The sequence below is a fragment of the uncultured Rothia sp. genome (assembly GCF_916049665.1).
In the GTDB taxonomy this organism is placed as follows: domain Bacteria; phylum Actinomycetota; class Actinomycetes; order Actinomycetales; family Micrococcaceae; genus Rothia.
In genome coordinates this window covers 1-13,506 of record NZ_CAJZIE010000061.1, presented here as the reverse complement: position 1 = coordinate 13,506, position 13,506 = coordinate 1, and the positions used below count along the sequence as shown (strand labels likewise).

The 13,506-nt window shown below is 64.5% G+C and carries 7 protein-coding genes; 1 reads left to right on the top strand and 6 read right to left on the bottom strand.

The annotated features are described in order from the left end of the window. Window positions 1–43 precede the first annotated feature (43 nt). Entirely contained in the window at window positions 44–1,324 is a 1,281-nt protein-coding gene (locus tag QZ540_RS06745; RefSeq protein ID WP_294628655.1) for an alkaline phosphatase family protein, read from the bottom strand. A gap of 38 nt (window positions 1,325–1,362) precedes the next feature. Beyond that, on the bottom strand, window positions 1,363–1,956 hold the full coding sequence (locus QZ540_RS06740) for a DUF5998 family protein (RefSeq protein ID WP_294628652.1): 594 nt from the start codon (window positions 1,954–1,956) through the stop codon (window positions 1,363–1,365). Between the two features lie 286 nt (window positions 1,957–2,242). Between QZ540_RS06740 and QZ540_RS06735 the strand changes: the two genes are divergently transcribed. Beyond that, window positions 2,243–4,768: a DNA topoisomerase (ATP-hydrolyzing) subunit A gene (locus QZ540_RS06735; protein WP_294628650.1), complete on the top strand. Its 2,526-nt coding sequence runs from the start codon at window positions 2,243–2,245 to the stop codon at window positions 4,766–4,768. A 202-nt stretch (window positions 4,769–4,970) separates the two neighbouring features. Here the strand turns inward: QZ540_RS06735 and QZ540_RS06730 are convergent, their stop codons facing one another. The 4 genes from QZ540_RS06730 to QZ540_RS06715 form a co-directional block, all read right to left on the bottom strand. Then, complete coding sequence (locus tag QZ540_RS06730) at window positions 4,971–8,945, bottom strand: ATP-binding cassette domain-containing protein (protein ID WP_294628648.1); 3,975 nt, start codon at window positions 8,943–8,945, stop codon at window positions 4,971–4,973. Between the two features lie 178 nt (window positions 8,946–9,123). Then, entirely contained in the window at window positions 9,124–11,283 is a 2,160-nt protein-coding gene (locus QZ540_RS06725) for an ATP-binding cassette domain-containing protein (RefSeq protein WP_294628646.1), read from the bottom strand. Between the two features lie 98 nt (window positions 11,284–11,381). Continuing rightward, entirely contained in the window at window positions 11,382–12,509 is a 1,128-nt protein-coding gene (locus tag QZ540_RS06720; protein ID WP_294628644.1) for an efflux RND transporter periplasmic adaptor subunit, read from the bottom strand. 80 nt (window positions 12,510–12,589) lie between these two features. Beyond that, window positions 12,590–13,486 carry a multidrug transporter gene (locus tag QZ540_RS06715; protein WP_294628642.1) on the bottom strand — a complete coding sequence of 299 codons (897 nt, stop codon included), beginning with the start codon at window positions 13,484–13,486 and terminating at the stop codon, window positions 12,590–12,592. Between the last annotated feature and the right edge of the window lie 20 nt (window positions 13,487–13,506).

The window sequence follows — 13,506 nt, the reverse complement described above, 5'->3', positions numbered from 1 at the left end:
GCGGTTTTCTGTATGTCCTCTAGCGTTTTAGAAGGCTGAGACTTTAGAAGGTTTTGAGCATGCGCAACGGCACCAGACGCTCAGCGTCCGTGAGCGAACCGTGCTGACCAACCATATGCAGGGCACGCTCCTGGTAGTGGCGCATATCGTACAGCGCCCAGTCGTCGCGAGCGCACACCATCAGGTCGCCAATGCGGGCGCGTGCCGCATCCGTAATGACCGGACCGAAGTAGCCGGCACGCATCAGTTCGCGAGAGTCAATCACCCAGGCGCGCTCGCCCCAGTACTGTGCCCAACGCTGAGCGGTGGCGGTGCGTGCCGCCTCCGAGGTGTCTTCCAGGTACAGGTGCACGGCGCGCGGTTCACCGGCGGTCATAGCGATGTTGCGGGTCAGCTCCTCAACGCCGGAGTAGTCGATGCGCTGGTGTTCGGGCATGTTCACCATACCGTGATCGGCGGTCACGAAGAGTGCCGCCCACGCCGGGGCGCGCTCTGTCAGACGCTTCAGAGCCGAGTTCAGCTCCTCCAGCTGCTGCAGCCACTCGTCGCTGCCCACGCCGTAGCGGTGGCCCGCCGCATCAATCTCGCCCCAGTACAGGTACACGGTGGTCGGGGTGCGGCTGGAGAGCGCCTCCAGGGCGTAGGTGACGCGCGCGTTATAGCCTGCAGCGTCCACAAAGTCGCCGCCGCGCAGCGCAGCCTCAGTCAGACCGGTGCCGCGGTACTTACCCAGCGAAATGGTGAGCACGCGGCGGTTCGTATGGTGGCGTTCCAGCACGGTCGGCAGCGGCTGCCAGGTGTGCGGGTCCACCGACTGATCCCAGCCGGAGAGGTGGTTCATGACCGAGCCCGCTCCTCCGTTACCTGCCGGGTTGCGCACCTCGTAGCCCGCAATGCCGTGCGCGCCCGGTGCCGTACCGGTACCCAACGAGGTGAGGGATGCGGCGGTCGTGGTGGGGAACGCGGCGTCCAGTGGTCCCAGGTTCAGGGTCTTACGCAGGGAGGGCGCGTAGCCGCCGTAGCTGTTGATGAGCTGCTCGCCCAGACCATCCACCATCACCACGCAGGCATGACGGAAGGATGCCGGGTCAACGTCATGCTCCGTCAGGCGACCGGCAAGGTTCAGCGGGTCGACTGCAGAGTTGAACGCCGGGTCGGAATCCAGGGCGTGCGCGGGGCGCGCCAGGCTTCGCTGAGCCACCAGAGAGGAGGCAGACTCCAGCACATCGGCGATGCTATTGCTGCCGTAGGCGGGCGCGGGAGGCAACGGCGCGCCCAGAACATCGTGCAGAGTGGGCTGTTCGGTGCGGGACGGGGCCGTCATAGGTTCCTCTCGGGTGTGTGTCTCAGGGGTATAGATGTTTATCGGCGGGTCGCGTACAGGCGCGCACGGTGCAGGGCACGCGCAAAATGCTGCGCACGCTGAACCGACTCCGGGCCGTCAGCGGTCGCAGAAACACGCACCGCAATGTCCTCGCGGCGCGCATCGCCGGTGAAGCCGTGGTCGGCATTGCACTGCGGATCCTGGCAACCGGCAGGAGCCAGCTCCATGTGCAGCGAACCGGTCCACGCAATCTGGAAGGAAATCTCAGTCGGGGCGGTGCTACCGGCGTTGTACGCCTGCGGCTGGCTGAAACCATAGCTGATGGTGACCGCGTTCAGGGCGCTCAGGTGCACCGCCTCCACGCTCACATGCGCCACGGTGCCCTGCGCGTCACCTTCAAGGTGCTGGTCGTCCAGGTGCGCAAAGATGACGTGCTCGCCGCAGAGCACCATCACGGTGATGTGGCGGTGAAAATCATCGCGGGAGAAGTGGGTTTCATGCTGTACGAAGTGCGCGTCCGGGTTCATGCCCGCCAGCGCGTCATCCACCACTTCCAGCACGAGGTCGGGGTAGAAACCGGCATGCTTAATGTCTGCGACCAATTGCTCGCGTTCGGGGGTGGTGGCGTACATCGTACCTCTTTCGTGCGGTGCCCTCATGAGGCGACGTCGGTCGGCGCACACGATGAGGGCGGTTAGGTATTACTCCCCTCTACCTTAGAGGGTTCCAGCCGGGCTGTGCTACTTGACCACGCTAATACAGGCTCATATGACGGTGTGCAATCCCCCGGTATGCTTCGGTTACTGCCCCGCAACCGCCTTGGCGCACCCCACAGATGACGCCGACCAACCAGCCCGTCTCATCCGCTACCACCCGCTAAAATAGGAGGAGCGAAAACACACCGACACGAGGAGATATATGGCTCGCCGATCCAAATCCGCCGTCAGCGACTACCCGGTGGATGTGGTAGAGAATATCGTCGACATCGACGTATCCGCCGAGATGGAAACCAGCTTCCTGGAATACTCCTACTCGGTGATTTATTCGCGCGCCCTCCCCGACGCCCGCGACGGCCTCAAGCCCGTGCAGCGCCGCATCCTCTACATGATGCAGCAGATGGGTCTGCGCCCCGATAAGGGCCACGTCAAGAGCGCCCGCGTGACCGGCGAGGTCATGGGTAAGCTCCACCCGCACGGCGACGCCGCCATCTACGACGCGATGGTGCGCCTCGCCCAGCCCTTCGCGCTGCGCCTGCCCCTCGTTGACGGTCACGGTAACTTCGGCTCCCTCGACGACGGCCCGGCAGCCGCCCGATACACCGAAGCACGCATGGCGCCCGCCGCGCAGGCACTCACCGCGGACCTCGAAGAAGACGTGGTTGACTTCGTACCGAACTACGACAACCAGTTCATGCAGCCCTCCGTGCTGCCCGCAGCGTTCCCTAATCTGCTCGTCAACGGCACCACCGGCATCGCGGTCGGCATGGCGACCAATATGGCGCCGCACAACCTGCGCGAGGTCATCGCCGGTACCCGCCATCTCATCGCCCACCCCGAGGCGACCCTCAAAGACATCATGAAGTTCATCCCCGGCCCCGACCTGCCTACCGGCGGCACCATCGTGGGTCTGGGAGGCATCCGTGATGCCTACGAAACCGGCCGCGGCACCTTCAAGACCCGTGCGAAGGTCTCCATCGAGCAGGTCAGCCCCCGCAAGCAGGGCATTGTCGTGACCGAGCTGCCGTACATGGTCGGCCCCGAAAAGGTCATCGAAAAGATCAAGGACGGCGTCAACTCCAAGAAGCTCACCGGCATCTCCGACGTGGTCGACCTGACCGACCGCACCAACGGTCTGCGCCTCGTCATCGAAATCAAGAACGGCTTCAACCCGGAGGCGGTGCTCGCCGCCCTCTACAAGCACACCCCGCTCGAGGACTCCTTCGGCATTAACAACGTGGCGCTCGTGGACGGTCAGCCGCAGACCCTCGGCCTGCTCGACCTGATGCGCGTGTACATTGACCACCGCCTGAACGTGGTCCGCCGCCGCACCGAGTTCCGCCTGGGCAAGCGCACCGACCGCCTGCATCTGGTAGAGGGCCTGCTCGTGGCTATCCTCGACATTGACGAGGTCATCCAGATCATTCGTGAGTCTGACGAGACCGCTCAGGCACGCGAAAAGCTGAAGGTCGTCTTCGACCTGACCGACACCCAGGCGAACCACATTCTGGAGTTGCGCCTGCGCCAGCTCACCAAGTACTCCCGCCTGGAACTGGAAGCAGAACGCGACACCCTGCAGCAGGAAATCGCGGAACTGCAGCGTATCCTCGGCTCCGATGCGGCGCTGCGCGAACTGGTCTCCGAAGAGCTCGCAGAGGTCGCCGAACGCTACGGCACCGACCGCCGCACCCAGCTCAAAACCAAGGACGACATGCAGGTCGCCATCGAGGCAGTCACCGCGCAGTCCAAGGCGAAGAAGAGCCTGGGCCTCGCCCTCGAAATCGCTGATGACCCCTGCTGGGTGCTGCTCTCCGCCTCCGGCATGATGGGACGCACCCCCGGCAAGCCCATCCGCGAGGCCCTCGTGGATCCTGGCAAGCGTTTCAAGCACGACGTGTTCGCCTCGATTGTGCCGACCACCGCGCGCGGTGAGATTGGTGCTGTGACCTCCACGGGCCGTATGGTGCGCCTGTCCGTCATGGACATTGCGGTGCTGGACGAGAACGGCGGCACCCCCTCCATGGCGTCGGCGGTGAAGGCAACCGAGCTGGTTCCGCTCGCCAAGGGTGAGAAGCTGGTTGCCCTCGTACCGCTGAACACGGTGCTGGCGATGGCAACCGCGGGCGGCGTCATCAAGCGCCTCAACCCGGATTACCCGCTCAACCAGACCGAGTGGGACATCATGAAGCTCAAGGACGGCGACGAAATCGTAGCCGCCGCTCCCTGCCCCACCGACGATGCGGTGCTCACCTTCGTCACTCGCGACGCGAAGCTGCTGACCTTCGACGCCGCGAAGGTCCGCCCGCAGGGACGCACCGGCGGCGGTATCGCGGGCATCAAGATTGCCGACGGCGACCGTCTCATCGCCCTGGGCGTGACCGCACCCGGCGACGCGGCGGAGGTCGTGACCGTCACCAACGGCAAGGACGGCCTGGCGAGCGCCAAGGTCACCGCCCTGGCAGAGTACCCGCAGAAGGGCCGCGCGACCGGTGGTGTGCGTGCGCACCGATTCCTCACCGGTGAGAGCCAGCTGGCTCTGGCGTGGGTGGGTGTGGGCCCGGCGAAGGCGGCGTCCTCCGGCGGTGTGGCTCGTTCCCTGCCGACCGAGCACGGTGCCCGTGACGGTTCCGGTGTGATGCTCACTCAGAGCATCGGCATTGTAGGCCCGAACTATGCGGCTGTTTCTGCTGCGCTGGCGGTTAGCCCGGAGGGTGAAAAGCTCTTCTAGGCACGCCGTTCACGGCCTTTCGTGGCGGCGCCACTACCCGCTTCTCAACGGCCGATTGACCCGCCAGACGGTAGCTAAATCGCCACAACTCCAGATGCAGGAATGCCCCGGTACTTCACGAAGTACCGGGGCATTCCCATGCACACTATGTTCTTTCGGGGCACATCATCGGCGCGCCCCGCCGCCTACTAGAGGGCAGCTGCTAGAGGCGAACCACCTCATCGCAGCGGGCAATATCCTCAGGACGGTGCGACACCAAGACCGTAGCCACGGAGCTGGAGCGGGTCGCCGCATCCAAGTCAGCCATCAGCGCACGAGCAGACTCGGCATCCAGGTGCGCGGTCGGCTCATCCAGCAGCAGCACCGGCGAGTTCACCAGCAGGGCACGAGCCACCGCCAGACGCTGACGCTGACCACCCGACAGGAACGAACCGCCAGCACCCACCTGGGTGCGCAGGCCCTGAGGCAGAGCATCAAACCACTCGCCCAGACCCACACGGCGCAGAACCTCAATCAGCTCTTCCTCGCTGGGTCGATCCGAACGGTCACGAGCCAGCATCAGGTTACCCTCAAGGGTCGACTCGAAAATGTGAGCCGCCTGCGGGCACCACGCCGCGTAGCCGCGCAGCTGCTCACCCTCCAGGACCTCACCGGAAGCCAGCACGCGGCCGGATTCCAGCGGCAAGAAGCCCAGAACGGTTGCAAGCACCGTAGACTTACCGGAACCGGAGGGGCCGGTCACCGCAGTCCAGGAGCCCGCGCGGGCGTCCATGTTCAGGTCGGTGAAGACCGGGTGGTCCATGCCGGGCCAGCGGGCGGCAGCGTCCTGCATAGCCAGGGCGGGTTCGGTGACCTTCACGCCGAGCTGCTGCGGGGTGCCGCATCCGACCAGCTTGGGTTCGCCGGGCTTGGGCGGGCGCGGGGTATCGCTCTTAGAACCAGCCGCAGATTCGGGGCGGTCAAAGCGGTGAGCACGCTGACGGTCAGCCTCCAGCAGCTCCTCCATCTCAGCCTCCGCGCGGGCACGCAGACGCTCAGCACGACGCGGCAGAACGTGAGTGTCCACCTCAGCCTCGGTCGGCACGGAACGCTTCAGGGTCGAGGTGGCGACAACACCCTCCAGGGATACGTCGCGCACGCTCGGGGCGATCGTCGCCAGCAGGCGGCTGAACGCGGGCCAGGAGCGGACCGCCTCAACATGGCCAAGGGAGCTTTCCAGCATGCCGGTACACAGCAGCACCACAATCGCCGCTTCGGGGGCACGCACGGTGCCGTCAACAGCCAGCGGGTACGCAATCATTGCGCTCGCCAGAGCCGCACCGAACCAACTCAGGGTCACGAGGGTACGACCCACACCCTGCGCGGTCGAACCCTTCTGCAGGGCGGACAGGTTCTCGGCGTCCAGGGCGCCGTTAGCCTTCTCAGCGGTGGATGCCACGCCGTTAGCGCGCAGGTCCTCAGCAGCCGAGAGCATGCCGGTACCCAGGCGCAGCATCTGCGCGGTGGAGCGGCGAGCCAGCGCCTCCGCACGGGCATCGGCGCGGAGCACAATCCACGGAGCCACAAAGGTGCTGACCAGCACGGCAAACAGGACCGGAATCAGGGCCTGCGGCAGGATGCACGCGGTCGTAATCAGCGCCGCGGTCATGACCAGCAGGTGCGCAGCCGGCGGAATAATAACGCGCGGCACGCCGTCACGCAGCTCATCAATACCGCCGACGAGGCGTTCGAGCAGCGCGTCACCGCGCAACAGGGCACGCACGCTGCTCACGCTCTGCCATGCGCCAACCCAGGCGCGCAGACGCAGAATATTAGCGGCGGCAAGGACCTTCGAGTGGGTCATCAGACGCTCAGCGTAGCGGGCGCAGGCACGGCCCAGGCCGAAGAAACGCACGCCCACGATGGCGACCATCAGGTACATCATTGCCGGGCCCTCGGCAGCGCGAACAATTAGCCAGCCGGACAGCGCGGTCAGTGCCGCAGCCATCAGGGAGGTAATCGCAGCCATGATGACCGGGCCGGTTGCGGCGCGAACGCCGATACCGGTCAGTTCCTTCAGGGTGCGCAGGCTTGCGAACAGGCCGGCAGGCTCGGCTTCCTTGACCTCTGCGGTTGCGGAGGCGCCCGCCGGGGCGGTGCTTTCAGCCTCGTACTCCGCCTTGTCCTTGAGCAGGTGCGCGGGTCCTTCGGCGGGAACCGCAACGCGGGCGGTGTTCGCCTCGGCGGTCCAGGTGTAACCCTGGGCAGTCTGCACGGCACGAACGAGGATGTCGCAGCCAGCGGCGAGCTCCTGCTCGTGGGTCACGATTAGCACGGTTGCGCCCAGTTCCGCCAGGCGGTGCAGAGCGCGGGTCACCAGGTATGCCGAGTAGGCGTCCAGGTGCGCGGTCGGCTCATCCACCAGAACGGTCAGCACGGTCTGCTCACCGCCGGCACGGTAGATAGCCTCGGCGCGAGCCAGGGTGCGTGCCACGGCGAGTCGGCGCGCCTGACCGGCACTGAGGGCACCGGGCTCAAGGGCGGTGAGCTTCTCCATGCCCAGCTGAGCCAGCGGACCAACCAGCAGCGCCGACTCGGCATCGGTGACGGACAGCTTCTTGGAGTCCATCGCCTCACCGAGCAGAGCGGCTGCACGCTCACGCTCCGCCTCGGTAGCGCTGAGCGCGTAGAGCGCCATTTCGGTCTGCACGGTCGGTGCGGTGAAGACCGGCGACTGCGGGATGACCAGGGTGGTGCCCAGACCGGTCACGCTACCGGTCAGGTGCACGGGTTCCTCCGAGCCGGTGGGCACCAGGCCCTCACGCACGGCACCGGAGAACACGTTCAGCAGGGTAGACTTACCGCAACCGGACTCACCCATCACGCCAATGACCGCGCCGCGCTCACCGTTGGCAGTGGCAACGCGACGGTCCAGGTTCAGCGACAGGTTAGTCAGCACGGCAGGACGCGCCGGGTAGCTCACCGACAGATCCTCAACAGCGATCACGGAAGGCTGAGCCTTCTGCGATACTGCACCCTGCGCTGCCGAATCCTGTGCAGTCGAGTCCGCAGCGGCGGCGGGCAGGGGTGCATCAATAATCTTCTGGGCGCTACGCAGGGCGGCAACGCCGTCCTCCGACTGGTGGTAGGCGGCACCCACGTCACGCAGCGGCTGGTAGCATTCGGGAGCCAGCAGCAGCACAAGAATTGCGGTGTCCAGGCCCAGGGTGCCGTTGACCAGGCGCACACCAATCAGCACAGCAATCAGCGCCACCGAAATGGTGGTGATGAGCTCCAGCGCGAGCGAAGACATGAAGGCGCTACGCAGGGTCTGCATGGTGCGTTCACGGTAACGCTGACCGAGGGCATTCATGGCGCGGGTCTGCGCACGTTCGCGGCCCAGACCGATAATGACGGGCAGGCCGCGCACGAGCTCCAGAATATGGTCGGAGAGGCGGTGCAGTTCAGCCTGAGCTTCTGCGGTTTCGTCGCGGGTGTTCTTACCAATCAGGATCATGAACACCGGAATAAGCGGCAGGGTGCAGGCCAGCACCATGGCGCTCATCCAGTCCAGGGACGCCACAACAACCCAGAGGATGAACGGCACAATCGCGGTGGAAACAAACGCGGTCAGGGTCTTGGTGTAGTAGTCATCCAGGGCGTTCAGGCCGCGGGACAGCAGCACAGCGGTCGCGCCGGTACCCTCGGGGGTGTCGGCGCCACCGGTGGCGAGCACGCGCTTAAGCAGCGAGGAACGAATCTGAGACTTCGCTCCGGAGGCGGCACGCTGCGCGCTCACAGCCAGCAGGTAGTCGGTACCCGAGCGGACAAGTAGCGCAATGACGGCGACCGCAATCAGGCCGGGGGTAATGGCGTCACCGTCACCGAAGATACCGCCGAGGCCGAGCAGCCAGCCGCCGTGTGCCTCCAGCTGCGCCTGTGCGGAGCCCGAGAACTCAATGTAGGCGCGGTACACGTCCGGGGCGCTCGTCTCTTTGAGGCGCGCGTGCTCGGCGGCAACAGCGGCGAAACCGGCGTGTGCCGCGCGGGCAATAATCACAGCCAAGGCGGCACTGAAAAGCACCGTCGCGATGGTGTGCACGGCGGTGATGACACCGAACGTGCTGAGGGTTTTACGGGCGTCAGGGCCCAGAGGTGGGCGGCGGTCAGTGCGGTCATTGCGCTTTCCTTCGGTCACCTCTGGTGCCTCAGTGTTCTGATGTTTGTCAGCGTGACGCGGTGTGTGCGTTCGACTCACGTGTTGTCCTTAGTCTTCTGCTGTTTTTACCTCCCATTATTTTAAGGGTTGGGCTATCTAATACCTATTTGACCAGTCAGGTTTCAGGTAATTGGTTGGTCCTCACCCGGCGCTCACTCTAGCCGCGCATAGCGTCGGCGGGGCTCTTGCGGGATGCCACCCACGCCGGGTATGCCGAAGACACCAGACCGGTAAGGGCGCCAACGCCCACGCCGAGCACCACGAATCCCGGGGAAAGAACCGCCTGCCAGCCCTGCACGAGCGAAAGAATTATGGTCGCAATCATGCCGGAGCAGGCGCCGATGGAGCCGCCGAGCACGCCGAGCATGACGCCCTCCATGAGGAAGATGCGGGCAATCAGCCATTTACTCGATCCGATGGCGCGGCGCAGCGCAATCTCTGCGGTGCGCGATTGCACGGACAGATACATGGCGGTTGCCGCCGAGAGGGAGGCGAGCACCAGCAGAATACCGGAGAGCACACCCACGTACAGGCCCAGATCCGAGGCGATAGACGCGCGTAGGCTCTGCAGGTCGGAGGGGGTTTCCACGTTGATCTGGCTGGGTTCAGCGGGCTTGAGGGTCAGCGGAATTGCCTTGGCGACCGCTTTGCCGTAGCCCCGTTCGGTTTCGGCAATGTATGTGACCTGGCCGCGTCCGGTGCGCTGAAGTGTGCCCGGCGAGACAATGACCGTATTCCTGAATTCGTAGCCGCTATTGCCGGGGTCGAAAAGGCCGACGACCGGCATCAGCTGACCATCCACCCAGATGCTCACACCGGGTGCCACCTGCGGCAGTCCGCCGAGCTTAATGCCGTACTCGACGGCGGGTAGCTCGCCGGGGCGGGGCTCGGTTGTGGCGTTATCTGCAGCCTTATCTTCGGGAATAATGCCGAGGGCGCGGGCAGCGGAGACCGAGACGATAGCGCCGGAGAGCTGCTCGGAGCGTTCACGGTCAGCAACGTTCTGCTGGGTGAGGGTCGAGTTCATCTGTTCGAGCGCACGCAGGGTTTCGGGGTTCATGCGGGCACCGATTTGCTCGAGCCGGGTCTTCGAGGTGGAGCTGAGGCCAATCGCCGTTTTGGGTTCGTCCTCGTAGGGGCTGAACCGGGTGATTCGCACGTCGGCGGGTGCCACGCTGCTGACGAATCCGGTGTTCTTCACGTAGTCCAGCGCGCTAATGCGGTCGGCAACATTCTGCGCGGATTCGCCCTGCCGGTAGGTTCCGAGCATGTTCTGGTCATTGTCCCTGTCGCTGATGTAGAGCGTGGATTGTTCGGATCCGAGCAGGCGCTGGTTCACCTGGTAGCTGGCGGATTCGCTCATGCCGGAGGCGCTGATGAGTCCGCCCACGCCCAGGGCGAAGGACAGGCCCAGCAGCAGGGTGCGTAGCGGTCGTGAGGTGAGCGCCGAGATTGCCTCGATGCTGTCGTCGGTGAGGAAGCTTCCGCGGCGATGCGTAGCGGGCTTCTCCCCCGGCGCGAGGCTGACGGGGGCATTCGCGGGAGCATCCACCGTGGCTTCCGCCGGGGTGTCTGCTACAGACGACACAGCCTCGGCGACCGGCACCTCAGTCACCGGCACCGTAGCCAAGTCGGTGCGGCCCTGCTCATGCAGCCGCCCATCCTCAATGCGAATTACGCGGCGGGCGGCGGCGGCAACCTCCGGGTCGTGGGTAATAACCAGCACGGTACAGCCGGTGGCGTTAATGCGCTGCAGAATCTCAATGACCTTGGCGCTATTGTGGCTGTCCAGGTTGCCGGTGGGCTCGTCAGCAAGAATCAGCGGCGGGCGCGTGGCGAGGGCACGAGCAATAGCGCATCGCTGCTTCTCGCCACCGGAAAGGTAGCGGGTGCGGATGCTAGCGCGGTCGCTCAACCCCAGAAATTCTAGGGTTTCTTCGGTGCGTTGCAGGCGCTCGCTGTAGGGTACGCCCTGCACGCGCAGGCCCATGGAGGCATTGGTTGTGCTGGTTTCGTCCAGCAGCATGTTTGAGGACTGGAAGATGAAGCCGAGGTGGTCTCGGCGCATTTCGTCGCGTTCTCGGTCGCTGAGTCCTTCCGTGTTTTTACCGAAGAGGCTGTAGGTTCCGCTGGTGGGCGTGTCAAGCAGGCCAATGGCGTTGAGCAGGGTGGATTTACCGGAGCCCGACGGACCAATAATGGCGAGGAATTCGCCGCGTTCTACCACCAGGTCGAGGTGGTCGAGAACGGGCCGGTCGCTACCCTCGAAGACGCGGGTAATGCCGTGCATTTCGATAGCGGGTGCGGTGTTGGGCACGGTACCGAGCCCGGCGGCAGGTGTAGCGGCGGACGCTACGTTGGGCGCAACTGTAGGCGCACGTCCTGGGCTTGCGTCTGGGGTTCTCTTACGGCGGCTCATGAGACAAGCACCTTCTGTCCCGTGCTGAGGTTTGCGTTGATTGCGGCGTATCCGCCGGCGGTGCGTAGAACCTCAACGTTGACTCGTTCGGTGGAGGGCGCATCCTTGCTGGTCGAGGTGGAGCTTCCGCCCTTTTCAACGAGCACGTAGGTGCCCTGGGAGTCCTGGCGTACCGCGGTAGTCGGCACGGCGAGGGTGGTTGAGGTGTTGCCCTTACTGGTGATGGATGCGCTCTGCCCCGGAGTGAGCTTGCTCGGGTCGTCGGCGCTGAATCGCACGCTCTTTGCCGCACCCTTGGAGGGGTCGTTCTGCAGCTCACCAATACTGGTGATGGTGCCCTCCACACTGCCGGTGGAGGTGCGCAGGCTAACGCGGTCGCCGGCCTTGAGCTTATTGGCAACGGAGAGCTCAACGCTGGATTCCACGTAGGGTTCGCTGGTTTCTACACTCGCGATGGGGTTGCCGTCGTTAATGAGCTGGCCGACTGCCGCAACTGCGGTGACGGTGTGGCTACCGCCGGGCAGAATCGCGTAGTTGCTGCGCGCAATGGTCGTGACTCCCTCGCTGGGCACGCCGGTCAGGTGCGCGCGGTGCAGGCGCGTGACGGCGTCGAGGGTGTCTTCGGTGACGGTGCCGCTCTGAGCGGTGGCGTACCCGGCGGAGTTCAGCGCCTTCTGGAAGGCGAGCACGTCGTCGCCGTTATCGCCCAGGTTGAGGTCGCGGTACAGCGGCAGCGGCCCTTCCAGCACGAAGACGGGGTCGGCGCCAATGATGCCGATGAAGTCACCGGCCTTGAGCACGTTACCGGGCTTCTGGTTCTGGTAGACGAGCACCGGCTCACCGTTGGTGCGCGCGCTAATCGGGGCGGTCTCCCCAGCCTTGGTGGTTCCGGCAATGGCGAGGCCCTCGCTGACGGTGCGTTCTTCAACCTTCGCCCAGACCGGAATCACGGTTTTCGCCTGCACGGCCGGGTCGGGGCCCGTGGCGGCGTAGCGGGTGCCCAGGTAGAAGGACAGCATGAGCGAGCCGATGGCGAGGATAGCCAGCAGCAGGAGCACGCGGGGTCGGGCGATGCGTTCGCTGAAGCGGTGCCCGCTGTTTTGGTTTTTCGTGTGAGTGGTCATGGCGGTGTCTTTCTGAACTGTGTCAGCGCTGTCTATTTCTTAGCGCCGTCTTTCGGTGCGCTGTCTTTTAGCGCCCCGGTTTACTGGTGCTCCAGAACGTACTGTTTGAACTTCTCGTCACGTTCACGTTCTGCCTTGCGGTCCTGCTCAAGCTGCGACTGGTACTTGCGGATGAGCGGCATCTGGTACTGTGCCTCCAGGTCGTAGAGCTGCTGACTCATGCCGACCTGTTGGTTGCATTCTGCCATGATGGTGGCGATGCGAATTTCCTCTTCGGAGGCTGGCGCATTCGTTCCCCCGCTCTTGCTATCTTCCTCAGCCAGCGGGGATTCCTCGGCTACCGACCCTGCCTTATTGGGGGTGAGCCCCCGGTTTGAGACGCACTGCTTCCACTTCTCTTCGAGCTCGCGGTGCAGTTTGCTACCGTAAACGGCGTTGATTGCCTCGGTGGAGATACGATTGTATGTGGACTGCACATCATTCTCGGGCCTCTTACCTTCGGGCACCGCGGCCTCCAGGGTCTCGCGGGCCTTGTCATCACATTCGATGATGAGCCTCTCCTCGGGGCTGAGGCTTGCCCCTGGGGTGACGGAGATGGGAGGTTTGGCGTTGGGGTCTCGCTTCTGGAATCCGTACTTCTTGGCGTATTCGACGTTCCAGGGGCCGTACATTCGGCCCAAATCACCGCGTGGCGTCTCTCTAGAGTCGAGAGATTTGATGGTGTAGCTCTGCCCGTGTTCGGCGAAGCACTGCTTCATGGCGATTTGATGGGCGGTGTATTCGTAGTGAGTGCCCCCCTCGTAGTAGAGGTAATCGTCCAGGGGCATCTTTACGATGTCCTGTTCCGCGTCAAAGATGGCGTGGACGCTTTCGTCACGTTCCAGCGGCGGGTCGAAGAGCGAGCATGCGCTCAGCGGGAGCACGCCGATGGCCAGCAGGGCACCCGTGGTGAGCAGGCGGCGGTTATGGGACTTCATCGTCAAACTCCTTATCGTGA